This window comes from Flagellimonas zhangzhouensis (assembly GCF_900102925.1).
GTDB lineage: Bacteria > Bacteroidota > Bacteroidia > Flavobacteriales > Flavobacteriaceae > Flagellimonas > Flagellimonas zhangzhouensis.
In genome coordinates this window covers 723,240-747,283 of the sequence record NZ_FNKI01000001.1, presented here as the reverse complement: position 1 = coordinate 747,283, position 24,044 = coordinate 723,240, and the positions used below count along the sequence as shown (strand labels likewise).

Sequence of the window (24,044 nt, the reverse complement as noted above, 5' to 3'; positions counted from 1 at the left end):
TCAAGATAGGAAACAATCTGTTGTCATCGTACTGTTTTCCTGTGTTCATCGTGCTTTAAAAGGCAAAAAGCAGATTTTTGCTTGCAAAACATTGTGTAGATTTGCACTTTAAAACTTTTTGATGCTAGAAAAGAAGTCGATAGATTATGAAAAGGCGGTACTCATTGGGATCATCAACCAAGCGCAAGATGAAACCAAAGTTACTGAGTACTTGGATGAATTGGAATTTTTGACCTACACTGCAGGTGGCGAGGTGGAGAAACGATTTGTGCAACGTATTGATGTGCCCAATCCCAAAACCTATATCGGAAGTGGGAAGATGGAAGAGGTGCAGCAATATGTTAAAGAGAACGAAATTGGCTCCGTTATTTTTGATGATGAGCTTACGCCTGCCCAACAAAATAATATTGAAAAAATTCTTCGCTGCAAGATTCTGGATAGAACGGGGCTTATTTTGGACATTTTTGCCCAACGAGCCCAAACCAGTTATGCCCGTACCCAAGTTGAACTGGCGCAATATGAATATTTATTGCCTCGATTAACGGGTCTTTGGACGCACTTGGAGCGTCAACGAGGGGGTATTGGAATGCGTGGTCCTGGTGAAACGGAAATTGAAACGGATAGACGTATTGTTCGAGACCGAATTTCTTTGTTGAAAAAGAAATTGACCAAAATCGACCGTCAAATGGAAACCCAAAGGGGTAACCGTGGCGCATTGGTTCGCGTTGCCCTTGTCGGATATACCAACGTGGGAAAATCTACTTTGATGAATGTAATCAGTAAAAGCGAAGTGTTTGCTGAAAACAAGCTTTTTGCCACCCTAGACACTACAGTTCGAAAAGTGGTGATTGGAAATCTTCCTTTTTTGTTGAGTGATACGGTTGGGTTCATTCGCAAATTGCCCACTCAATTGGTGGAAAGTTTTAAAAGTACCTTGGACGAGGTGCGCGAAGCTGATTTATTGCTTCATGTGGTCGATATTTCACACCCGAATTTTGAAGAGCATATTGCTTCTGTGAATCAAATTTTGGATGAAATTGATAGTTCGGGTAAACCGTGTATTATGGTATTCAATAAAATTGATCAATACCAACCTGAAATTATCGAAGAAGATGATTTGGTGACCGAGAGAACAAGTGCCCATTTCACCTTAGAGGAATGGAAAAAAACATGGTTCAATAAAATAGGCGACAATGCTCTTTTCATCTCTGCTTTGAACAAGGAAAACATGGACGATTTTCGCAAGAAAGTTTACGATGCCGTTCGTGAAATTCATGTGACTCGATTCCCGTACAACAACTTTTTGTACCCAGAACACTTGGATGAATACTAGATAGCACTAGACAAAGTGTTCTCAATTTCCGATAAGATGTTTTCCTATTCAGACTTTACCACAATTTAAAGTAGGTTCACAACAAAAATTTAGGAAAAGACCACAGATGACCTAGATTCACATTGTTTTTAAGTCGTTTAGTGTCCAACCTCGATCTAACTGATCTTAACCTACTTTGGCCATGGTCTTAAAAACATTAGAAAATATTTTTCACCCCACAAAAACGCCCTCCAATTGAAGGGCGTTTTTTGTTTGTATTATAAATTGTAATTCTTTTAAAACTTATAACTCAATCCAAGAGTCCAATACGTCTGCAATTCATTATCAATATTATCAAAAGTAGCATTTGGGTCTGGAGTAGGAGCATTGTTCAAAACATAATTCAATGTTTCTTGTTTGTTGCTTCTCAACCCAAAATCAAAACCTACTCCGATCATTTTCCAAAGGGTGTAAGAGAATGAGTTCGTCCACGTCCAGTTGCTGTAATCACTGCTCTTGTAACTTTGGAACATGGAAAGGTTACTTTTAAAGCTGATGTCACCGAATTTCTTGGTGTAATCTGCTACAATTTTGGCACCCATGGAAGATTCAAAAATATCATCCCCACTGCTGAACACAAAGTTGTAGTTCAAAGGATGGATTACCACAACCAAATCTGGAATAGGGGTCCAGGTACCACCAACACCCAAATCAAGGTATCCAGGATCATTGAAGTTGTCCAAAATTGTGGTTCTATATTCACCAAGAGCGGAAATCGCGAAGCTTTCGGTCAATTTCCAGCCATAAAGCGAGGAAATATTGAAAACATCTGTAGTTGGTCTAAAGCTATCATCATCATTAGGGTCATCCTTATCATCCAGCTTTACCCAGGAAAGGTGAAGATTGGCTGCATTTCTCCAAAAGTATTTTTCCTCTTTAAGATTGGCATAAGCATTTACTGTAAAACCGAAGTTTCCTGATGAGTTGTTCGGGATTCCTTGAGAAAACCAATTGTTGAATTGGGAAAGACTACCCCCTATAGTTCCGAATGCACCGATTTTCCACCCTGGAAGTGCATCCAATTGGGCTTGTAAGGCGTCTACCCTTTTTTGAATAGCGGCGATGGAATCTTTCTTTGGCCCCATTTCGGCCTTGATTTCTTCTTCGGTCTGTGCCGAGGCAAAAGACCACACGAAAATGGCCATGGTGGCCAAAAGCAATTTTTTCATAGTATGGAGTTTACTGTTTAGAACCCCAAAAGTAAGAAATGTCACTGTGATGTTGATATTGGGCTAGCTTTTTGACCTCAATCTTGTTGAGATTCGCCTATTTTTCTGGTAAGGTTGATTCTTAGATTATTGGATTGTTGGATTTCTGGACGTCCCTTAAAACCGATTAAGAATAACTCGAAATAATATGCCTTATTTCCAATTGAGGAGCATAGCTACGATTGAGAAATCTCTTTTAGATGTTTTAGATTTCTCACCTCTGTTCGAAATGACATGGTCATTCTTGATTATAATACGCACCATCCGTCAACCCAAATAGGGCATTCATCAATTAGCTCACCCCATGCTCTACTTTTTCCCCTTACTTGATGCATAAACCAAATTTTACACATCATGAAAAGATTACTACTTAATGCTTTATGCATTTTAACTACTTGCCTATTGGTAATTTCCTGTGGTAAGGATGAAGAACAAACTCCTGTTGCTGGAGGGCCAAAAATGAATAGTTTTAGTCCTCTTTCTGGGTCTGTGGGGACAGAAATATGGATTACAGGACAAAACTTTGGGGCAACCAAAGCCGATAACATCGTTAAAATTGGATCTACCACGGCCCCAATCACAAGTGCTTCCACCACAGAAATCTTTGTAACCGTTCCCGAAGGGGCAACCACAGGAAAAGTAAGTGTCACTGTAGATGGAAAAACAATAACTGGTGGGACTTTTACTGTTTTGGAGGAAACTGAAAAAGCAGGTATAACCCTGAACAAAAGCACCTTTGATCTATTTAGCTTGGACAGCGAAACAATTACTGTCACGCTTACAGGAAATGTGAGTGCCGAAGATATTGTTTGGAGTTCGGACGATGAAAGTGTGGTGATTGTAGATGAAAATGGAATGATCACTGGGGTTTCGGAAGGAAGTACACTCGTAACTGCATTTATAAATGAAGAGGTTAGCACCAATTGTATAGTTAACGTAAGCCATAGTGTTTTTGCTGTTGGTTATGAGGAAATAAACGGAATCCCAGTGGCCAAAGTTTGGAAAAATGGTGTGGCTACCAATTTAACCGATGGTTCTTCTTTTGGAGCTGCAACATCTATATATGTTGATGGAACTGATATTTATGCATGTGGTATTGTAGACAAAGGTCTTCCTGCTGCTGTAGTTTGGAAAAATGGTGATATCCTTTACGAATTGACCGATGGCAGTAAATATGCCAATGCGCAATCTATTAATATATATAATGGTGATGTATATGTAATTGGAAATGAAGAGTTGGGCGTCGACAATATTTCAAACGCTACTATTTGGAAAAATGGGGATAGCTTTGCTACCCTTACCGATGGTTTAAATGTAAATGAAAGATCATCAGGCGAAGACATCTTTGTAAACGAAACTGGTATCTATGCGGTCGGTTATGAAGAAAGTGAACTACATATAAATGGAACCCCTAAATTATGGGAAAACAGCACACAAATTAATTTAACAGATGAAGCCTTTCACGGACGAGCATATTCCGTTTATGCCGTAGGTTCAGATGTATACGCAGCTGGTTATGAAGAAAATGAAAATGGAATTTGGGTGGCCAAGTATTGGGAAAATGGTGAGGTCACCAGCTTATCAGATGGTTTACAAAATGCCGAAGCACAATCCATATTTGTATTAGGCAATGATGTTTATGCAGCCGGTAGTTATTATGATGGACAAGGTGAATTGCAACAAGCCGTTGTTTGGAAAAATGGCACACCAACCAATCAGGCAGCTATGGGTTCTGGAGCTTCTTCAGTATATGTTGATGGTGGAGATGTTTATGTAGGTGGTTTAATTTCTGAAGGGGAATTGTCAAAAGCCACAGTCTGGAAAAATGGAGAGGCCATGAACCTAGAACTAACAGAAGGCGCTGGTAGTTCAGTAGTTTTCTCGATTTTTATAAAATAAAGGAAGAAAGTCTTTAAACAAAAAGCCCTGATTTTTAAAATCGGGGCTTTTCTTATTAATTATCTCTTCTTAAAAATCGGCACCGAAGAGCAGGCCTCGCCGTACATCACACTTTTGGCCACATGTTGAATCTTGGCAACAGCCATAATGTAAGCGTTTTCAGGAACAGGTTTGTTAGAACAACCTTTTATGATGACAGGTTTATCGGCAAACTCGGTAACATCCAATTGCCCCAAAATGGTTTGGTATAAAGAGGTTTCCAACGCCTCCAAGTCTCCCACCACCACTTTTTTAGCGTATGGTAATAATCTTGAAGACACCAACATATAGGCCCATCCCGGAATAATCGCATCTGAGGAACAATGTAAAGCCACAAAACAATCTTGGTAAGCAGACCAATCCTCTGCTTCTACATGGGCTCTAAACTCCTTTTCACGCAGGATAAAACCCTCGTACAGCCAATCTTTGATGTCCAATACTTTGCGTTCTCCTTTAGGATAATACTCCTCAAGGTCGAAAGTCATCAATTTACTTTGCGCTACTCTGTTTACGATTTCTTTTTCCATATTAGCTAGATATCAGTTTTCGGATTTCAGATATCAGATTGTTTCTTTTCAAGATGCTTAATTAATCCATGAATGGTTTTAGATATATCATCACAAAGAGAATAGAGCGTTTTAAAAATTTCTTCATCCAAATATTGAATATCTGTAGCCAAATATAATTGTGACTTAACTTCGTAACAAGATGCTTGGGCAACATTCAAAAAATAAACGAACTCTTTGCTGGATTTTCTTCCATATCCCTCGGCTATATTGGATGAAATTGAAATGGATGCTCTCCGAATTTGATCTCGCAAAGCAAAATCTCTTCTAAAACCCTTGTCCGATGTAACTTTATAAATTTCTTTGTTTAGCTGACGTGCTTTTTTCCACGAAACTATTTGTTCAAACCCCTTTTCCATACAATTATAGAGTTGGTATCGGGGGTTCGATACTGTATATAATTTAAAAATCTAACTGACTTCTGATATCAGAGGTCTGAAAACTTATTTTATAATAAACCAAGCTCCAACTTCGCCTCCTCGCTCATCAGTTCTTGGGTCCAAGGAGGATCAAAAGTGATTTCTACTTCCACATCTTTGAGCATGTCGATGGATTTTACTTTTTCCTCGACTTCCACTGGCAAAGTTTCGGCTACTGGGCAGTTTGGAGAGGTTAGTGTCATCAATATTTTGACTTCATTCTCCTCGTTTATGAACACATCGTAAATTAGTCCCAACTCGTAAATGTCCACTGGAATTTCTGGATCGTAGATGGTCTTTAAAACCTTTACTATTTTTTCGCCCAGTTCTTGTGTATCTATGGTAATTTCTTCGCTCATCGTTTCTATTTTAACTGTGTTTGATAGGCCACGGCGTACAATTTCAATTGTTTGATCATACTTACCAAGCCATTGGCTCGTGTCGGAGACAAATGCTCTTTCAAACCAATTTCATCAATAAATTCCGTATCGGCATCAATAATATCCTGTGGTTTTTGGTTGCTGAAAGCTCTGATCAAAATAGCAATGATTCCTTTGGTAATAATTGCATCACTATCCGCCGTAAAAACTAATTTGTCGTCCTCCAATTCGGCATGTACCCAAACCTTGCTTTGACATCCTTTAATAAGGTTGTCGTCGGTTTTGTATTGGTCGTCTATCAATGGAAGGGATTTTCCGAGCTCGATCATGTATTCGTACCGTTGCATCCAATCGTCGAACATGGAAAACTCGTCAATAATCTCTTCTTGTATATCTTTTATGCTAGCCATTCGTCAGTTTTATTCAAATGTACAACTCGGGATGTTGCGATTCAAGTCTTTAAGATAAAGATAACGGCTGGTACTATACAAGCATGTTTTTGGCCCTCTTTACCCCAGCTACCAAAACGTCAACTTCTTCTTTGGTGTTGTAAAAGCTAAAACTGGCCCTTACCGTTCCAGGAATTTTATAAAAATCCATGATGGGTTGTGCACAATGGTGCCCAGTTCTTACAGCGATTCCCAATTTGTCTAAAATGGTGCCTATATCGTAAGGGTGAATCCCCTCAATATTAAATGAAATTACCGAAGTTTTATTCTTGGCCGTCCCATAAATTCGTAACCCCTCAATGGAAAGCAATTGTTCAGTGGCGTATTGCATCAACCCGTCTTCGTAATGCGCGATGGCATCAAATCCGATGTTGTTCATGTAGTCCAAAGCTGCACCAAAGGCAATTCCTCCACAAATATTCGGTGTTCCTGCTTCAAATTTATGGGGCAAATCGGCATAGGTGGTCTTTTCAAAAGTCACCTCAGCAATCATTTCGCCACCACCTTGGTAGGGTGGCAATTTTTTCAGCCACTCCTGTTTTCCATACAGCATTCCCACACCAGTTGGGCCACACATTTTATGTGCAGATACGGTATAGAAGTCCACATCCAAAGCTTGCAAATCGGCTTTGATATGGGCTGCTGCTTGAGCGCCATCAATCAAAACCGCCGCACCTACTTTATGGGCCGCTTCAATAATTTCTTCAATGGGATTTACCGTACCCAATGCGTTTGAAACATGGTTGCAGAACACCAATTTGGTCTTATCAGAAAGCAAATCGTGATAAGCATCCATCACCAATTCGCCCTCCTGATTCATTGGAATTACTTTAAGGACAGCTCCTGTTCTTTCGCACAGCATTTGCCAAGGCACGATATTGGAATGGTGCTCCATGGCCGAAACTACGATCTCATCTCCTTTCTTGAGAAAGGAAGTAAATCCTGTGGCCACCAAATTGATACCATGGGTAGTTCCCGAAGTGAAAATCACTTCATAGGAATGAGCAATATTGAAATGCTTCTGGATTTTCTGGCGCGCAATTTCGTACGCATCTGTTGCCTCTTGTGAAAGCGTATGCACTCCCCGATGGATATTGGCATTGTACCCATGATAGTAATCCACAATAGTGTTTACTACCTGATCTGGTGTTTGCGAGGTTGCCGCATTATCCAAATACACCAAAGGCTGCCCATTGACCTGTCTTTGGAGAATGGGAAAGTCCTTTCGAATGGCCTGAATGTCCAATGAGGTTTCCATCATGGTTAATATAGTTCTTGATTAAAGGTCGAAACCTACGCGAACACCCAATTTATCGGCAATCAACTTATTGATTCTAGCTTTAAGCTCCGGAATGCGAACACTCTCCAAAACGTTGTTGGCAAAAGCATACATCAATAAGGCTTTGGCTTCTTTTTGAGGAATACCTCTTGATCTTAGGTAGAAAAGTGCATCCTCATCCAACTGACCAATGGTACAACCGTGTGAACATTTTACATCATCCGCAAAAATCTCCAACTGCGGCTTTGAGTTGATGGTCGCCTTATCGCTCAACAAAATATTGTTGTTCTGCTGGAAAGCATCGGTTTTTTGGGCAATCTTGTCCACAATGATCTTACCATTGAACACTCCTGTTGAACTATCCCCAAAAATACCTTTGTAATCTTGATGGCTCTCACAATTAGGCTGTGCATGGTGCACCAAGGTATGATGATCTACATGTTGTTTGTCACCCAAAATGGTAACTCCTTTTAAGGTAGAATCGATACGCTCCCCGTTTTGGTAAAAGTTCAGGTTGTTTCTGATCAATTTACCTCCTAGAGAGAATGTATGTACGCGAACTACGCTGCTATCTTTTTGTGAAATATACGTATTGTCCACCAAGGAAGCTGTTGAAGCATCGTTTTGCACTTTGTAGTAATCCACAATCGCATCCTTACCTGCAAAAATTTCGGTTACGGAATTGGTGAACACTTCATTATCGGTCAAACTTTGGTGGCGCTCTATAATCTGCACCTCGGCATTGTCCTCTGCCACCACCAAGTTTCTAGGCTGCAACATCAATGCTGCCTCATTGCCCGTTGCCAAATGCAAGATTTGAATGGGCTTTTTAGGCATTTTGTTCTTTGGAATGTAGATATAAGCACCCTCTTTACTGAAAGCGGTATTCAAAGAAGTCAAAGATTCATCTTTGGAAGCTGCTTTGTTGAAATACACCTCAATCACCTGACGGAACATGGGTTTGCTGAAAGCTGAGCTCATCAAACAAACATCCACACCATCGTGAGTGGTTTCGGAAAGGTAAGAGCTGTAGACTCCATCTACGAAAACAATTTTGTAGGTATCGATCTCATGAAGAAAATACTTCTTGATATCCTTGTATTCCAAAGCGGTTTCTTTCTTTGGGAAAATGCTGAAATCAACCTTTTGAATACTGTTTAGGGATGTATATTTCCAAGCTTCCTCTTTTTTGGATGGAAAGCCCTTTTCCTCAAAATTCTTAATGGCAGCCGATCTTACTTCATGCACTGGATTATCCAAATCCAAGCCATCTTCAAAAGCCAAAAAGGAGGAGACTAATTTTTCCTTTAAATCCATATTTTTTTCAGTTTTCAGTCGTCAGTTTTCAGTGCTCTGAAATCTGATATCTGAAGTCTTACATCTATTTTAAACTGTAGCTTCTTGCTTTAACCAATCGTACCCTTTCTCTTCCAACTCCAAAGCCAATTCCTTGGTGCCAGATTTTACGATTTTTCCATTGTACAATACATGTACATAATCAGGTACGATGTATTCCAATAATCTTTGGTAGTGAGTAATTACCACGATGGCATTATCCTTGTTTCGCAACTTATTCACACCATTGGCCACAATTCTTAGGGCATCGATATCCAAACCTGAATCGGTCTCATCCAAAATGGCCAATTTGGGTTCCATCATCGCCATTTGGAAAATCTCGTTACGCTTTTTCTCCCCACCAGAGAAGCCTTCGTTCAAGGAACGGGACAAAAACTTACGATCCATTTCCAACAATTCGGATTTTTCACGAATCATCTTCAACATTTCGTTGGCTGGCATATCTTCCAAACCTCTCGCTTTTCTGGATTCGTTGATGGCCGTTTTCACAAAATTGGTCACCGAAACACCAGGAATCTCAACAGGGTATTGGAACGAAAGGAAAATTCCTTTGTGTGCTCTTTCTTCTGGAGAAAGCTCTTCCAAGTCTTCACCTTCCAAAATAATGCTACCTTCTTCTACTTCAAATTCTTCCTTCCCTGCAATTACGGAAGCCAAGGTACTTTTACCTGAACCGTTGGGGCCCATAATGGCGTGCACCTCTCCTGCATTCACCTTAAGGTCGATTCCCTTTAGGATTTCTTTATCGTCTATGTTGGCGTGTAAGTTCTTTATTTCTAACATGCTGTTCTTTTTCAAATATTACTTTACGATGATGTTTTTTGTTATCCCACAGAGCCTTCAAGGCTGATTTCCAATAGTTTTTGTGCTTCTACGGCAAATTCCATTGGGAGTTTGTTCAATACTTCTTTACTAAAACCATTTACGATCAATGCAATGGCCTTTTCGGTATCTATCCCCCTTTGGTTGCAATAGAAAATCTGGTCCTCTCCAATTTTACTGGTGGTGGCCTCGTGCTCTATTTGTGCGGATTTGTTTTTTACTTCGATATATGGGAAGGTGTGTGCCCCACAACGGTTACCCATCAACAGGGAATCACATTGTGAAAAGTTTCTGGCATTGTCTGCCCTACTGCTTACCTGCACCAATCCTCGGTAACTGTTTTGTGACTGACCCGCAGAAATACCTTTGGAAATAATGGTACTCTTGGTGTTTTTACCCAAGTGAATCATTTTGGTTCCTGTATCGGCCTGCTGAAAGTTATTGGTTACTGCAATGGAATAAAATTCTCCGATAGAGTTATCCCCTTTCAACACACATGATGGATATTTCCAAGTTACGGCTGAACCTGTTTCTACCTGTGTCCAAGAAATTTTGGCGTTCTTTTCGCAAAGACCACGCTTGGTCACAAAGTTGAAAACTCCGCCTTTGCCCTCTTTATCTCCAGGGAACCAGTTTTGTACGGTTGAGTACTTGATCTCGGCATCATCCATGGCAATCAACTCTACCACTGCTGCGTGCAATTGGTTTTCATCACGGGATGGAGCGGTACAGCCTTCCAAATAACTTACATAACTGCCTTCATCGGCAACCACCAAAGTTCTTTCAAACTGACCTGTTCCTGCTTGGTTTATTCGGAAATAGGTGGAAAGCTCCATTGGGCAACGCACTCCTTTCGGAATGTAGCAGAACGACCCATCAGAAAAAACTGCTGAGTTCAAGGCTGCATAAAAGTTGTCTTTTTTAGGCACTACAGTTCCTAGATGCTTCTTCACCAATTCTGGATGTTCTTGAATCGCTTCAGAAATAGAGCAGAAAATGATTCCTTTTTCGGCCAAGGTTTTCTTGAACGTAGTGGCAACAGAAACGGAGTCCATTACTATATCCACGGCAACACCTGCCAATTTCTTTTGCTCATCGATGGAAATTCCCAACTTTTTGAACGTATCCAGCAATTCTGGATCTACCTCATCCAAGCTATTGTACTTGGGCTTTTTATTCGGTGCCGAGTAATAGGAAATATCTTGGAAGTTCGGTTTTTTGTAGGTCACATTCGCCCACTCGGGTTCCTCCATTTCTTGCCAAGCACGAAAAGCTTCCAATCGCCATTCCGTCATCCATTCCGGTTCGTTCTTCTTTTTGGAAATAGCGATCACGATATCCTCGTTCAACCCTTTGGGGAGGGTATCCGATTCAATATCCGTGTAGAAACCGTACTCGTACTCTTTGGTTTCCAGTTCTTTTTTTAATTCTTCTTCAGTATACGCCATACGTTCTCAATTTGTCAATCAACAATCATCAATCGACAGTTTTATTTTAAAGTGAAAAACTTTCTCCACATCCACAGGTTCTTTGGGCATTGGGGTTGTTAAAAACAAAACCCTTACCGTTTAAACCTCCTGAATATTCCAAAGTTGTTCCCACTAGGTACAGAAAACTCTTTTTATCTACTACAATGCGAACATTATTATCCTCAAAAAGTTTATCTGTATCCGCAACGGAATTGTCAAATTTCAACTCATAAGACAATCCACTGCATCCCCCGCTCTTTACGCCAACTCTAACAAAATCGGTAGTCGCATCAAAACCTTCTTCGGTCATGAGCGTCACTACTTTTTGCTTAGCAGTTTCCGAAACTTTAATCATCTTAATTGAATTTAATCTAAATAGCCCACAAATATACTGTATAAGAAGGGTTTTACCATAGCATCTAACATTATAATAACGAATGCCTCAATAGGAGAATCTTATGGAAAAACAGGACATTTTCCCAAAACACTTGAATAGCCTTAACTTTCAGAGATTATGCGACTTCGCCTAGGAAAATTTTAGTTGAAGAAATTTATCTCACTCCCTACCAAACAATTACAATTATCCTGTTTATTTTTGCAAAATGTTAGAAGACAAGAATCAACAACGCACCTCATTGGAAGCATTGGGCGAATTTGGCCTGATCGACCACCTTACCCAAAACTTTAAATTGAAACAGCCTTCATCCCTCGTTGGGGTGGGCGACGATGCCGCTGTAATGGATTACAAGGGCCAAAAAACTGTGGTTTCCACGGATATGTTGGTGGAAGGTGTTCATTTTGACTTGAGCTACATGCCCCTAAAGCATTTAGGGTACAAATCTGTGATGGTGAACCTTTCCGATATTTATGCCATGAACGCGATTGCTACCCAGGTGACGGTTTCGTTGGCAGTTTCGAACAGGTTTCCTTTGGAAGCTTTGGAGGAATTTTATGAAGGAGTTGCCCTTGCTTGTGAATTGTACAAGGTTGATTTGGTAGGTGGAGATACCACCTCTTCCAACAAGGGATTGATCATTAGCGTAACCGCAATCGGTGCTGCTGATGAAAATGATATTGTTTACCGAAAAGGAAGCAAACCCAATGATCTTTTGGTGGTTACTGGAGATGTGGGGGGAGCTTATCTGGGTCTTCAGGTTTTGGAGCGCGAGAAAGAAGTGTTCAAAGTGAATCCGAACAGTCAACCCGATCTAGAACCTTATTCTTATATCGTGGAGCGACAATTAAAGCCAGAATCTAGAAAAGATATGGTGGAATTGCTTCAAAAATTGGAAGTAAAACCAACTGCCATGATTGATATCAGTGATGGGCTTTCTTCCGAAATCTTGCACTTGTGCAAACAAAGTGAGGTGGGTTGCAATTTGTTTGAAGATAAAATTCCATTGGATCCCACAGTAATTTCTACTTGTGAGGAATTTAAAATGGACAGCACCATGGTGGCTTTAAGTGGCGGAGAGGATTATGAACTTTTATTCACGATAGATCAAGCTGATTTTCCAAAAATTAAAGCCAATCCGAATTTAACAGTAATTGGCCATATGACCCAACAAAGTGAGGGAGTTCATTTGATTACTCGTGCAGAAACCAAGATTCCGATTACGGCACAGGGTTGGAATTCGTTCAACGAATAAAAAAATCCCGAAAAAAAAGGGCATCCCTACTTCATGGTCTTGGGGCACGCGACCGATAGCTGCAGGCAATTACTTAAGTTTCCGGGATAAGATTTGGGTCTCTTAAAAACTAAATAAAGGGTTAGGCCACTTGGTGCACTACCCTACTTCTTCTTTTACGGTACATATCTTCCAATGTACTGTTAATGTCTTGCATTTGTGGAGTCAATGCGGATAGTTTACCGCTTACGTCCGTTGTTACTTGTTTTTGGCAATGAATACATTTGTATTCTTTAATGTGTTGTGTCACTTTCTTGGAAACCACATAATGGTGACCGAATAAATTGCAGAAAAAGGAAGTGAATTTGTTGCCATGGTGGATGGTAGAAGTCTTCATAGGCCAGTGTTGTTTTGATAATGCATCAGTACGATTTGGGGTATCGATAAATGCTGTAAATTGGTTGCTGTAATTTTTTGTTATACTCGAATCTTTTAGTTGTACGTTTTTTTAATGTGAACGGATGTTAATAACTTTTTATTTTCGGACATTCCATATTTTATTGTTTTTTCGATGAAATGCAGCATTATCGACAAAAAGTCACGTAAATCCGTTGAAAAGCTCTAGGGCAATATAGAACTTTAACAAGAAATTATCAACAACCCATGGATAAAAAATCGCTCTCGGTTACCGCTTTTGCCCTTTTTTCTCTCTTTTTTGGAGCTGGAAATTTGATTTTACCCCCACTTTTGGGATTCAATGCTGGAAATTTGTGGTGGTTGGTCGCGTTGGGATTTTGCCTATCTGGAGTTTTGATTCCTGTTTTAGGGATCTTGGCCCATGCAAAATTGCAGGGTACTATGTTCGATTTTGCCAAAAAAGTGTCTCCGATTTTTAGTACCATTTATTGTTTTGTGGTCTATGCTATTGCCATTGCATTACCGTCCCCTAGAACAGCATCGGTGACGCACGAAATGGCCATTCAGCCTAATTGGGATTCTTCCTATTTGCTCACGAGTTTTATCTATTTTGCATTGGTTTTTGTTTTCGTCATTAACCGATCAAAGGTGTTGGACATTCTGGGTAAGATTTTAACTCCTGCCATTTTGTTGATTTTATTGATGATCATTGCCACGGCAATTTTTACCTTGGATTTTAATTTTTCACCTTCCCAGATGACCAACCCGTTCAGTGCTGGGATTTTGGAAGGCTACCAAACCTTTGATGCCATTGGGGCTGTTGTAGTGGGTGCGGTGATCATTATTTCCATCAATTTAAAAGAAAAGAATGCCAGTTTTGAAGATAAACGAAAGCTCATTGTAAAAGCTGGTTTGTGGGCTGGACTTGGTCTCTTGTTGGTTTATGGCGGACTTATTTTAACAGGGGCTCTTTTTGCCGACACCTTTGATGCTGAAATTACAAGAACCGAATTATTGAGAGGCATCAGTACCCAAACTTTGGGAAGTACTGCTAACTTGTTTTTGAGCATTTTGGTAAGCTTGGCCTGTTTTACCACCGCGGTGGGTATTGTGACAGGAACTGCGGATTTTGTCCGAGGACAATACAGCGATTCCAATCTGGCCTATAAAATCACAGCTTTGCTGGGGTGTTCGTTGGGCGTATTAATGGGCCAGTTTAATGTCGGTTATATTATTGCCGTGGCATTACCTGCCTTAATGTTTATTTATCCCATCACCATTGTTTTGATTCTTTTAAATGTATCACCAGACAAATGGACCTCGCCCAAAGTATTCCGATGGGTGGTTGTGGCAACCATACTATTTAGTGTACCCGATTTTTTGGGAAGCATCGGGTTGGCCGAATCTTTAGATTGGTTTTTTAAATGGATACCCTTAAACCAACACCAACTGGGATGGGTGTTGCCTTCTTTGGTTACTTTTTTTGTCTCGAACCTATTATTAAAGCAAGATCTTAAGCGCGCTTCTTAAAACCATCTAACATCATGCTGAACTCGTTTCCGCATCTTATTAGGCTTGACTCAAATCTCGCGAATGGCTCGAATGGCGCAAACGATTCTTAGTCATTTCGAAATGAGGAACGGAGAGACGATTGAGAAATCTTGTTCTATTTTAAGATTTCTCACTTCGATTTCGACTACGCTCAATCTGACAGTTCGAAATGACAATTGGCTGTTTTCAATTCTGATATCAGATACCAGACTTCTGAACTCTGACTTCCAAAATTGATGAGATTCCGAAACGAATACGGAATGACGCATCCGAACCATCCAATCTCTAAGAGCTGACATCTCAATACTCTCTTCTAAAAAAAAGAGATTCCCTGCCTGACGGCAAGGCGGGCTCGTCGCTGCGCTCTGTCAGAATGACGTTAGGTATAAACCAAAAAACACCCCATAAAAAAAGCGGAGGCCATGGCCTCCGCTATCTATATATAAGTAAAATGTGTTGTGTTTATTGTTGACTAATCTTTTATAGCTCTTATATAAACATAGGCATCACCACCCTGAACGGATAAGCCTGATGATTGATTTTCAATACTAAAAAAATTAGCTGCATCATTTTCATTTTCATTAAGATGCCAGAGAGCAATTAAACCAATACCTCCATAAGGAGCATTAAAGTATCCTCCATAAAGCGCTTCAAATCCTGAAGAACCTCCTACTTTCATGGCGTCGCCAGCTACATCATAACCTCCCAGTTCGGCTGCCAGGGCATCAATTTCTGCAGGGGTGGGTAAATGCCAACCTTGCGGTACAGCATTTTGTTTGTATTCAATATCGTATATGGCACCATAGGTATCGCAATTGGCTGGGTCATCATCGTAACAATAGTAGATTACATCTTCACCTTGGTAGTTCAAATTTTCTGCAAACCAAATTTGGTCGCCGATCTTTGTCAATTTATAGGTTTGGCCATCGCGGTCGTCTATAAACGATGCCAAATTCTCTGCCAATACACCATAGGTGGTGGTACAATCATTGTCATCCTTAATGGTCACCGTATAGTTTTGTTGCTCCAAATCGGAGAAGGTGCCACTTTCTTGGAAGTTTTCACCATTAATGCTATAGGAATAAGGTGCCTTTCCTCCAGAACCCGTGGCCACAATTTCAAAAGCAGCTGCGGTTACGCTAAGCTCCAGGCCAGAGTCTTCACAGGTCACGGAAACGTCGGTGGTACTGGTACAACCATTGGCATCTTTTACGGTAACCGTATAATCTCCCATAACCTGACTGTCGAACACACCACTTTCTTGAAAATTGGTGCCATCTACACTATAAGTATAAGGGGCTGTTCCTTCCGAACCTACGGCGGTAATAACATAATTGGCTACCGTAACATCAACCTTTAACGTGCTACCCAAACATGGATCTACAATGGCAGCTACGGAAACCTCGGTCTCGGCTGTACAACCGTTTGCATCTTTAACGGTTACGGTATAGTCTCCCGCATCTTGGTCAGTAAACTCATTGCTCTCTTGGAAGTTGGTACCATCCAAACTATAGGTATAGGGTTCGGTACCTTCGGATGCGGTGGCGGTAATGGTATTACTTTCCGCAGTGGCTTCCACGGCCAAGGTGCTATCGGTACATGGATCCGCTACAGTTGCCTTGAGGAAATCGATACAATCGTTGGCGTCCTTAACGGTCACCGTGTACTCCTTTGGGTCCAAGTTAGAAAAGGTACCCGAGCTTTGAAAAGCACCATTATCCAATTGAAAGGTATATGGAGCCTCTCCGCCCGCTGCGGTAGCCGTAATGGTCGAACCTTGGATGGTCACCGCAATGGCCAACAAGGGCGTGGTATTACAAGGATCTATTGGGGTAGGTGGTGCATCATCTTTGCCACAGGAAATAACTCCGAGCAGGACAAAAAACAACATGCTTTTTCGAATAAGATTTGGGTGTAAAATTTTCATGATCAATAATTTAATTTTTTGAGAAAAATAAATTTGATCATTATTCGTGTTACTACCTTACCCTAATTGACGGATGCCCTATCTGAGTCCATGTATGCCTGTTTTAAATTGATACGATTTTTAAAAATGTGTAGAAATGCCTTAGTCTTTCTTCCTAAAACTGCAAAAAATAAAATTCTGTGTAGTGCCGAACGGCGTAGTGTGGTCCACAGTTTTGCATTCCAATTTTTGAAATGTTTTTTGGAAATTGGTTCCCATCTTTTCTTCGGAATATCGAGTGATGTCCAAACCACTACATTTTTTAGGTCCTTGTTCTGAGAATGTGCCCAAAACCAGAAAACCTTTTACCGCTTTTTCCGTCAATTTTACATAGTTGGAAATCTGTTCGGGTTCGGTAAGAAAATGAAAGGCAGCACGATCATGCCACAGTTCGTATTGTTCTGTGGGTTCAAATTGGGTTATGTCGCTCACCACCCAGTTGACTTTTTTAGCCTTTTCGCCCAATCGGGATTGGGCTCTTTCCAAAGCTTTGGCAGAAATATCGAGCACGGTGATGTTTTCAAAACCTTCCTCCAACAGAAAATCGACCAACGTGCTATCGCCACCACCAATATCAATGATATTGGCCCTCTTCTCTAAATTAAAGGAATGGATAAAATCCAGTGAGGTTTGTGGCTTTTCTTGTGTCCAACTTACCTCATCTGGATTTTTAGTATTATAAACGGTTTCCCAATGTTCTTTTCTATCCAAAAAATTGAATTTTAATAAAAAACAGAATCAAAAAAAGATTTCATTTCCTCGGCATAAGGAATACCATATTTGGCAAATGTGGCCCTGGTCTGTGCATCGGGTTTCCAATCGAAAAAGGCATGGCCCGCATCTTGTACTTCAAAATATTCAACGGTTTGTCCCTCTTTTTTTAGAACATCCACATAGGCTTGTACAATTTCCTTAGGAATTAAAGGGTCTTCTGTTCCCCTAACGATAAAGTGAGGAATCGCCCGATCCCCAATATTAGGCACATGTTTTATTGGAGATACGGCATCGTAATAGGCCTGATCGGTCTGTTTCATAAACTGCTTAAAGTTGGCTGCATCAACTGGTCCATAACTAGGTGCGGCCACTTTAATAGCATCCGTGATTTCCCGTTTTACGGTTTCAACCGTTTTTCCGTGAGGCATATAGGAAGGCATAAATTCGTAAACGCCATTGGTACCACTAAAACCTCTATCTCCGATCATAGTGCTCAGCAGAGCTGCAGATGCTGATAAATGTCCTCCAGCACTATCACCCGTTACAGCGATTTGTGTTGGGTCACCCCCATATTCGGCTGCATGTTCTTGAATGTGGGCGATAGCTCCAAAAACATCTTCAATTAAATTGTGCATGGAATTTGGGGTTTCATCTCCGTCCAAATTGTTCACCCATCTGTAATCAATGCTAAAAACAACATAGTGGTTATCGGTCAAAAGTTCACGAGCCAGACCCCTCATAATATCTTCGTTGTTGGAAGACCATCCACCTCCGTGAACGATGACAACAATAGGTAAATCTTTTGCTCCTTTGGGAGAATACACATCATACTTTAAAGGCTTAACACCTGGTTGGGCATATACTACATCGTGGGTCACATTAAGATTTTCAACCAAATTGCTTTCTACAAACACTGCTCCAACAGACATGTCCTTATCTACAGTTATTTTCATAGTTGGCGTAAAACCCTCAACGCTGGTTGTGCCCCACATTCCACCTTTAAAGGTGTAATAAACGGCATCCAAACTATAGCCTGAAGCTGGTGTTGCGGTAATGGTAATTTCTGTTCCTGCTGCTACCATTCCATCTTCGGGAATTTCTGGGGCAACAGTATATGAACCGTTTACAGGTGCAACGGTGGTAACTTTAAACATTTCTTGTGTTTTTTTGTGGGTAGTATTGGCCGAAGTTGCAGAAATGGCCAATAGCATCATAGCGAATACAATTGTCTTTTTAATCATGATTTATGTGCTTAGTTTGTGATTTTATCTTTTTGAAAGATAATAAGTAATTCGCTACTTGGAGTGCCTTTTTTGTTGTGGAAACAACTTTTTAGTTGCTGGAAACTTGGTCTGCCAAAACCAAATGGGCAATTTCCCTTGTAACTTGAGTGGGTGAATTGCAATCGCAATTACTTAATCCGATAACATAAATATCCTGTTCGGGCAAATAAACCCCCATGGATTTGAATCCAAAAATAGAGCCGCCGTGCTCATAGCCTTTCACATCATTTTCAGAGGTAATGTGCCAACCATATCCATAATTGATGGGATTTCCGTTGTTCAATTTATAGTTGGTAAAGATTTTTTGAGTGCTTGCTGCATTAATCAACGTGTGATTTTTAATGGCTTCATTCCATTTTAATAAGTCCTCGACAGTAGACATTAATGATCCTGAGGCATAGGGCAAGGAATAACTGATCTGCCTTGAGTTGATATAGCCATCCCTTTTATGATATCCAGATGCTCTATTTATTATCAACTTACTATGGCTTGCATATCTGGAAGAATTCATTCCCAATTTTTTAAAAATGTGCTGTTCTACATAATCAGCATAAGACATCCCAGATACTTTTTCAATAATATATCCCAATAGCACATACCCCGAATTGTTGTATTTAAACTGCTCTCCTGGAGCAAAATCCATGGGTTCCTTTTTAAAAAAATCTATGAGTTCCATGGGTTCCATATCCTTTGTGGCAATCTCATTTAGCCCTTTCACACTAGTAAAACTTTTGATGCCCGAAGTATGTGTCAATAAATGGTGGATCGTGATTTTATAACCTAGGGTTGGATAGTCTGGTATGTATTGGGTAATCTCATCATCCAAGTTGAGTTTATCTTCTTCCATCAACATTAAAATTGAAATGGCAGTAAACTGCTTGGTCATAGATCCTATTTCGAACACATTAGCTGTTCGCATGGGCACTTGAAGCTCCAAATTTGCCATCCCAAAGGCATTTTTATATAGAATTTCACCTTCTTTCGCCACAAGGAAAACAGCTCCTGGCCCACTTTCTTCAAAACTATCATTGATCTTTTCATCAATTAAGGACTCTAGACTTTGACCATAGACAAAAGTTTGAAGATTGAATGCAATGAGCGTTAAAAATAGGAGTGTCCTTAATTCTCTTTTAATGTTCATTTACCCAACGTTTTTTGATTTGTTAGGTAGGACGTAAGTTTGATAAAAGAGGTTACATTTTAGGCAAAATCCTTGACCATAAGATCAATTTTATCGAAGAGTTCTGCCACTCCCAAGGCGGTCCAAAGAATTAATAAAGCGAGAATTACTTTAATCCATATGGGAATTACAACACCTGTTTTTTTGGCCAAAAAATCGGTGGCTGGTTTAAAAAATACGGAAGACGCAAGGATGTCAAAAATACCATAGCCCGGGTCATTGCCCCAAAAGGTATTGATCAGGCCAATGGCCAAAATCAACAAGGCAAATATCCAACCAGCTATTCTCATTGTCTTTCTATTTTAAATTCATTATTCCGAACCTCGTCGTTTTTTATTGTAATGATAAATGGCATAAGCAATGCCTGCCAAGACCACAAAAGGCAAGTAACTCCCGATCACCACCCCTATTTCGTAGGCGCTATCGGGAGCTTCTTGAATCTTTTTTTCAATGTTGGATTGTTGAACTAAGAAAATTAAAAGTTTCATTCAATTTTATTTATTCATCAACTCCTCTATCTCTTCAATTTCAATTGGAATGTTGCGCATCAAATTAAAGGGTTCTCCTTTTTCTTGGATCACAACATCATCCTCCAAACGAATTCCCATGCCTTCTGCTGGAATATAAATTCCAGGTTCAACGGTAAAAACCATGTTCGCTTTCATCGGAGTTTTTAACTCGCCATAATCGTGGGTGTTCAAACCAATGTGGTGACTGGTTCCGTGCATGAAGTATTTTTTGTACGCAGGCCAATCTGGGTTTTCATTTTGAACATCGGCTTTATCCAACAATCCCAAACCTAATAACTCAGAGGTCATTATTTTACCCACTTCTTTGTGATATTCGGCCCAAATAGTTCCGGGAACCAACATTTTTGTGGCTTCATCCTTAACACGAAGTACTGCACTGTACACCTCTTTTTGTCTTGCGGTGAATTTTCCATTACCAGGAATGGTTCGGGTCATGTCGCTGGAATAATTGGCGTATTCGGCAGCCAAATCCAACAAAATCATGTCACCATCCTTAACTTCCTTATTGTTTTCCAAATAGTGGAGTACATTGGCATTGTTTCCTGAAGCGATGATAGGGCTATATGCGTAACCTTTAGAACGGTTTCGAACAAATTCGTGCAAAAATTCAGCTTCAATTTCATACTCCCAAACGCCCGGCTGCACAAATTCCAAGATTCTTCTAAAACCTTTTTCAGTAATATCACAGGCCGTTTGCATCAACGCAATTTCTTCAGGCTCTTTTACCCCGCGAATATTTTGTAGGATAGGATTGCTCTTAGCCCATTGATGTGCGGGATATTCCTTTTTTACCTTTTCAATAAAACGAGCCTCTCTAGTTTGGGTTTCCACCGCTTGGCGATAATGTTCGTTGGTATTGAAATAGATCGTTTCCGCCTCCGTCATCAAATCAAAGAAAATCTTATCGAAATCTGTTAGCCAATAAATGGTCTGAATCCCAGAAACCTCAGTTGCTTTTTCTTTCGTCAATTTAGCTCCCTCCCAAACTGCAATATGGTCGTTGGTTTCCCGTACAAACAAAATTTCACGGTGTTTGGCATCCATGGCATCTGGAAACAACAATAAAATGGTTTCTTCCTGATCGGCACCACTCAAATAAAAAATATCGCGGTCCTGTTCAAAAGGTAATGTGCTGTCCGCACCAATGGGATAAATATCGTTGGAGTTGAAAACGGCAATACTTTTCGGCCTCATATAGGCCATAAATTTCTTGCGGTTTTTTACAAAAAGATTGCTGTCTATCTGCGTGTACTTCATATATCAATTTGATTTGTTTCAAAAGTAGTTAATTGCGTTAGCGATGACAAATGATTACCTTCCATATTAAATTGAAATCATGCAACTCACCCTAGGTATTCCCGCACTACTTTTCCCTGCCATTTCGTTGACCATGTTGGCCTATAACGCAAGATATTTGGCCATTGCCGCTTTGATCCGACAATTGCACAAACAGTTTGAAGAAACTTCTGCCCAACCTTTAAAACAACAGATCAACCAATTGCGCACCCGATTGGGCATCATCAAAAATATGCAGGCATCCGCGATTGTGAGTTTTTTATTGGCGGCCGTGACCATGTTTTTGATCTATGTGGAAATGAATGTTTGGGCCAATGCCATTTTTGGCATCAGTTTGGTTTTTTTGATGATTTCTTTGATTCTGTCCCTTTTGGAAGTACAACTCTCTACCAAGGCATTGGGAATCCAATTGGAAAATATGGAAAAGTAGATTTTGATGATCTATTTGATAGGGCGAAGCGCATTTTTTTCCACAAACTGAACAATGTGTCCTGCCACATTGATGCCTGTTGCCGCTTCAATTCCTTTTAAGCCAGGAGAAGCATTTACTTCAATCAACAAAGGACCATTTTTGGAACGAATCAAATCCACTCCAGCCACACCAAGTCCCAAATGTTTAGTCGCATTTAGAGCGATAAATTTTTCTCGAGGGGTCAGTTCCACGGCTTCAACATCGGCACCGCGATGCACATTGGATCTAAAATCATCCAATCCACTCGTACGTTTCATGGCGGCTACAATTTTATTGCCCACTACGATGATGCGAAGGTCTTCTCCATTGGCCTCAGTAATATATTCCTGCAACAAAATGCTGGTATTCATATTATACAGCGTATCGATCACCGATTTAGCCGATTTTTTGCTTTCCGCCAAGATCACACCCTTTCCCTGGGTGCCTTCTTGCAATTTGATAATTACGGGAGCTCCGCCCAAAAGCTCAATTTGATCCTCCACATTGTAGGGGTTGATGGAAAAAACGGTTTTAGGAATTGGGATTCCTTTTTTGGACATCAATTGTAAAGTCGAAACTTTATTTCTTGCGCGAAGAATGCCTTGTGATTTTGCCGTGCTGAAGACATGGTTCAATTCAAACTGTTTTACAATGGCAACACCATGTCGCGTAACGGTCGTGCCAATTCTGGGAACAATGGCATCAAACTCGTCGGTAATATCGTCTGTTCCAAAAAAAATACGTGGTTTGTCGGCACCCAACTGAACGGAACATTTAGTGTGATCTATATGCTCCACATAATGTCCTGCTTTTTCAAATTCCTCTGCAATTCGCGCCGTTGAATATACATTTAGGCTCACAGATAAAACGGCAATATCCATTTTAAAGGGTTGGTTAGAATTCTTCTCCAATATCGGGTAAATTTCCCAAAATCAGGCTTGGGCAATTCTAATTCTTTCAAAAGCCTCCCTTTGTCTTAAATTATCAAATACATAATTATATGGGGTAGCTTATAATGAATCTAAATAAACAGCTTTCCAATGTTGAAAGCTTGTTAAAAACTTGCCCGTACCTTAAATTTGTCTCAAAACCAGCGCTAATGAGTGGATTGATTAAATCTTCGCTTGCCCGAAAATATGTCATGGCACTTTCGGGTCTTTTTTTGGTCATTTTCTTAATACTTCACGTGACCATTAACCTTGCTTCGGTATTCTCACCGGATTTCTTTAATGAAGCATCCCATTTTATGGGATACAACCCCCTAGTTCAATTCATAATGCAGCCAATCCTTATTGTTGGTGTAATTGTGCATTTTGTTATGGGATTTGTTTTGGAAATTCAGAATAAGAAAGCCAGAAGCATCTCTTATGTAAAATACAAGGGCAGTGCCAATGCTCCTTGGGTATCCAGAAACATGATTTATTCCGGATTGGTGATTTTGGCCTTTTTGGCTCTTCACTTTTACGATTTTTGGGTACATGAAATTACATACAAGTATGTTGAGGCCAGTCCAGAAAACCCAACTCGATACTATTTTGAAACCGTAGAAAAGTTCGCTCCATTTTGGAGAACCATTCTTTATGTGGTTTCCTTTGGTCTTCTTGGATTGCACTTGTGGCATGGATTCGCTTCTTCATTACAATCTATGGGAGCAAACAATAAGTACACAGTAGGCTTCAAAAAATTTGCAAAAATATTCGCAGTTGTGGTGCCATTGGCATTTGCATTCATTGCTTTGTACCACCACTTTAACCCAATAATTCATTAAAT

At 40.2% G+C, this 24,044-nt stretch carries 25 protein-coding genes; 6 read left to right on the top strand and 19 right to left on the bottom strand.

The window, feature by feature from the left end; genetic code table 11:
* Positions 1-121: 121 nt before the first annotated feature.
* The gene (gene hflX, locus BLQ18_RS03280; RefSeq protein ID WP_090292570.1) at positions 122-1,333 is read left to right on the top strand and encodes a GTPase HflX; all 1,212 of its coding nucleotides are present in this window, start codon (positions 122-124) and stop codon (positions 1,331-1,333) included.
* A gap of 275 nt (positions 1,334-1,608) precedes the next feature.
* Here hflX and BLQ18_RS03275 read toward each other — a convergent pair whose 3' ends face one another.
* On the bottom strand, positions 1,609-2,541 hold the full coding sequence (locus tag BLQ18_RS03275; protein ID WP_090292568.1) for a DUF3078 domain-containing protein: 933 nt from the start codon (positions 2,539-2,541) through the stop codon (positions 1,609-1,611).
* A gap of 393 nt (positions 2,542-2,934) precedes the next feature.
* Here BLQ18_RS03275 and BLQ18_RS03270 point away from each other — a divergent pair, with 393 nt between their 5' ends.
* A complete protein-coding gene (locus BLQ18_RS03270; RefSeq protein ID WP_090292566.1) occupies positions 2,935-4,479 on the top strand; it encodes an IPT/TIG domain-containing protein in 1,545 nt (514 codons plus the stop codon).
* A 59-nt stretch (positions 4,480-4,538) separates the two neighbouring features.
* On the opposite strand, the gene BLQ18_RS03265 is transcribed toward BLQ18_RS03270, so the two are convergent.
* From BLQ18_RS03265 to BLQ18_RS03225, 9 genes are all read right to left on the bottom strand, one after another.
* Positions 4,539-5,045 (bottom strand): DUF2480 family protein, encoded by a 507-nt coding sequence (locus BLQ18_RS03265; RefSeq protein WP_090292563.1) that lies wholly within the window; start codon positions 5,043-5,045, stop codon positions 4,539-4,541.
* Between the two features lie 26 nt (positions 5,046-5,071).
* The gene (locus BLQ18_RS03260; protein ID WP_090292561.1) at positions 5,072-5,443 is read right to left on the bottom strand and encodes a four helix bundle protein; all 372 of its coding nucleotides are present in this window, start codon (positions 5,441-5,443) and stop codon (positions 5,072-5,074) included.
* 89 nt (positions 5,444-5,532) lie between these two features.
* The gene (locus BLQ18_RS03255; RefSeq protein WP_090292558.1) at positions 5,533-5,862 is read right to left on the bottom strand and encodes an SUF system Fe-S cluster assembly protein; all 330 of its coding nucleotides are present in this window, start codon (positions 5,860-5,862) and stop codon (positions 5,533-5,535) included.
* A 5-nt stretch (positions 5,863-5,867) separates the two neighbouring features.
* Positions 5,868-6,293: a SufE family protein gene (locus BLQ18_RS03250; protein WP_090292557.1), complete on the bottom strand. Its 426-nt coding sequence runs from the start codon at positions 6,291-6,293 to the stop codon at positions 5,868-5,870.
* A gap of 73 nt (positions 6,294-6,366) precedes the next feature.
* Positions 6,367-7,593, bottom strand: coding sequence for an aminotransferase class V-fold PLP-dependent enzyme (locus BLQ18_RS03245; RefSeq protein WP_090292554.1), 1,227 nt, complete (start codon positions 7,591-7,593; stop codon positions 6,367-6,369).
* A gap of 18 nt (positions 7,594-7,611) precedes the next feature.
* A complete protein-coding gene (sufD, locus tag BLQ18_RS03240; RefSeq protein ID WP_090292551.1) occupies positions 7,612-8,928 on the bottom strand; it encodes a Fe-S cluster assembly protein SufD in 1,317 nt (438 codons plus the stop codon).
* A 69-nt stretch (positions 8,929-8,997) separates the two neighbouring features.
* Positions 8,998-9,750, bottom strand: a complete 753-nt coding sequence (gene sufC, locus BLQ18_RS03235; RefSeq protein WP_090292549.1) for a Fe-S cluster assembly ATPase SufC — start codon at positions 9,748-9,750, stop codon at positions 8,998-9,000.
* Between the two features lie 41 nt (positions 9,751-9,791).
* The gene (gene sufB, locus BLQ18_RS03230; protein ID WP_090292547.1) at positions 9,792-11,237 is read right to left on the bottom strand and encodes a Fe-S cluster assembly protein SufB; all 1,446 of its coding nucleotides are present in this window, start codon (positions 11,235-11,237) and stop codon (positions 9,792-9,794) included.
* Positions 11,238-11,283: 46 nt separating this feature from the next.
* Positions 11,284-11,613 carry a HesB/IscA family protein gene (locus BLQ18_RS03225; RefSeq protein ID WP_090292545.1) on the bottom strand — a complete coding sequence of 110 codons (330 nt, stop codon included), beginning with the start codon at positions 11,611-11,613 and terminating at the stop codon, positions 11,284-11,286.
* Positions 11,614-11,860: 247 nt separating this feature from the next.
* Between BLQ18_RS03225 and thiL the strand changes: the two genes are divergently transcribed.
* Positions 11,861-12,907: a thiamine-phosphate kinase gene (gene thiL / locus BLQ18_RS03220; RefSeq protein ID WP_090292542.1), complete on the top strand. Its 1,047-nt coding sequence runs from the start codon at positions 11,861-11,863 to the stop codon at positions 12,905-12,907.
* Positions 12,908-13,028: 121 nt separating this feature from the next.
* Here the strand turns inward: thiL and BLQ18_RS03215 are convergent, their stop codons facing one another.
* Positions 13,029-13,283 carry a hypothetical protein gene (locus BLQ18_RS03215; RefSeq protein WP_090292540.1) on the bottom strand — a complete coding sequence of 85 codons (255 nt, stop codon included), beginning with the start codon at positions 13,281-13,283 and terminating at the stop codon, positions 13,029-13,031.
* Positions 13,284-13,549: 266 nt separating this feature from the next.
* On the opposite strand from BLQ18_RS03215, the gene brnQ reads away from it, so the two are divergent.
* Positions 13,550-14,833, top strand: coding sequence for a branched-chain amino acid transport system II carrier protein (brnQ, locus tag BLQ18_RS03210; RefSeq protein WP_090292538.1), 1,284 nt, complete (start codon positions 13,550-13,552; stop codon positions 14,831-14,833).
* Between the two features lie 493 nt (positions 14,834-15,326).
* On the opposite strand, the gene BLQ18_RS16865 is transcribed toward brnQ, so the two are convergent.
* The 7 genes from BLQ18_RS16865 to BLQ18_RS03180 all read right to left on the bottom strand — a co-directional run bounded on the left by BLQ18_RS16865 (position 15,327) and on the right by BLQ18_RS03180 (position 21,784).
* Positions 15,327-16,781 (bottom strand): FISUMP domain-containing protein, encoded by a 1,455-nt coding sequence (locus tag BLQ18_RS16865; protein WP_139150353.1) that lies wholly within the window; start codon positions 16,779-16,781, stop codon positions 15,327-15,329.
* A gap of 141 nt (positions 16,782-16,922) precedes the next feature.
* Complete coding sequence (locus tag BLQ18_RS03200) at positions 16,923-17,531, bottom strand: class I SAM-dependent methyltransferase (protein WP_090292536.1); 609 nt, start codon at positions 17,529-17,531, stop codon at positions 16,923-16,925.
* Positions 17,532-17,542: 11 nt separating this feature from the next.
* A complete protein-coding gene (locus tag BLQ18_RS03195) occupies positions 17,543-18,775 on the bottom strand; it encodes an alpha/beta fold hydrolase (protein WP_245668056.1) in 1,233 nt (410 codons plus the stop codon).
* 91 nt (positions 18,776-18,866) lie between these two features.
* Positions 18,867-19,958 (bottom strand): serine hydrolase domain-containing protein, encoded by a 1,092-nt coding sequence (locus BLQ18_RS03190; RefSeq protein ID WP_090292533.1) that lies wholly within the window; start codon positions 19,956-19,958, stop codon positions 18,867-18,869.
* A gap of 59 nt (positions 19,959-20,017) precedes the next feature.
* Entirely contained in the window at positions 20,018-20,287 is a 270-nt protein-coding gene (locus BLQ18_RS03185) for a hypothetical protein (RefSeq protein ID WP_090292531.1), read from the bottom strand.
* Between the two features lie 21 nt (positions 20,288-20,308).
* Positions 20,309-20,485, bottom strand: a complete 177-nt coding sequence (locus BLQ18_RS16960; RefSeq protein WP_175443709.1) for a hypothetical protein — start codon at positions 20,483-20,485, stop codon at positions 20,309-20,311.
* Positions 20,486-20,491: 6 nt separating this feature from the next.
* Positions 20,492-21,784: an aminopeptidase P family protein gene (locus tag BLQ18_RS03180; RefSeq protein WP_090292529.1), complete on the bottom strand. Its 1,293-nt coding sequence runs from the start codon at positions 21,782-21,784 to the stop codon at positions 20,492-20,494.
* A gap of 79 nt (positions 21,785-21,863) precedes the next feature.
* Here BLQ18_RS03180 and BLQ18_RS03175 point away from each other — a divergent pair, with 79 nt between their 5' ends.
* Positions 21,864-22,253: a DUF2721 domain-containing protein gene (locus BLQ18_RS03175; RefSeq protein WP_090292527.1), complete on the top strand. Its 390-nt coding sequence runs from the start codon at positions 21,864-21,866 to the stop codon at positions 22,251-22,253.
* An 11-nt stretch (positions 22,254-22,264) separates the two neighbouring features.
* Here BLQ18_RS03175 and BLQ18_RS03170 read toward each other — a convergent pair whose 3' ends face one another.
* Positions 22,265-23,155 carry an ATP-grasp domain-containing protein gene (locus tag BLQ18_RS03170; protein ID WP_090293655.1) on the bottom strand — a complete coding sequence of 297 codons (891 nt, stop codon included), beginning with the start codon at positions 23,153-23,155 and terminating at the stop codon, positions 22,265-22,267.
* Between the two features lie 218 nt (positions 23,156-23,373).
* On the opposite strand from BLQ18_RS03170, the gene BLQ18_RS03165 reads away from it, so the two are divergent.
* Positions 23,374-24,042 (top strand): succinate dehydrogenase cytochrome b subunit, encoded by a 669-nt coding sequence (locus tag BLQ18_RS03165; RefSeq protein ID WP_090292525.1) that lies wholly within the window; start codon positions 23,374-23,376, stop codon positions 24,040-24,042.
* Positions 24,043-24,044: the final 2 nt, after the last annotated feature.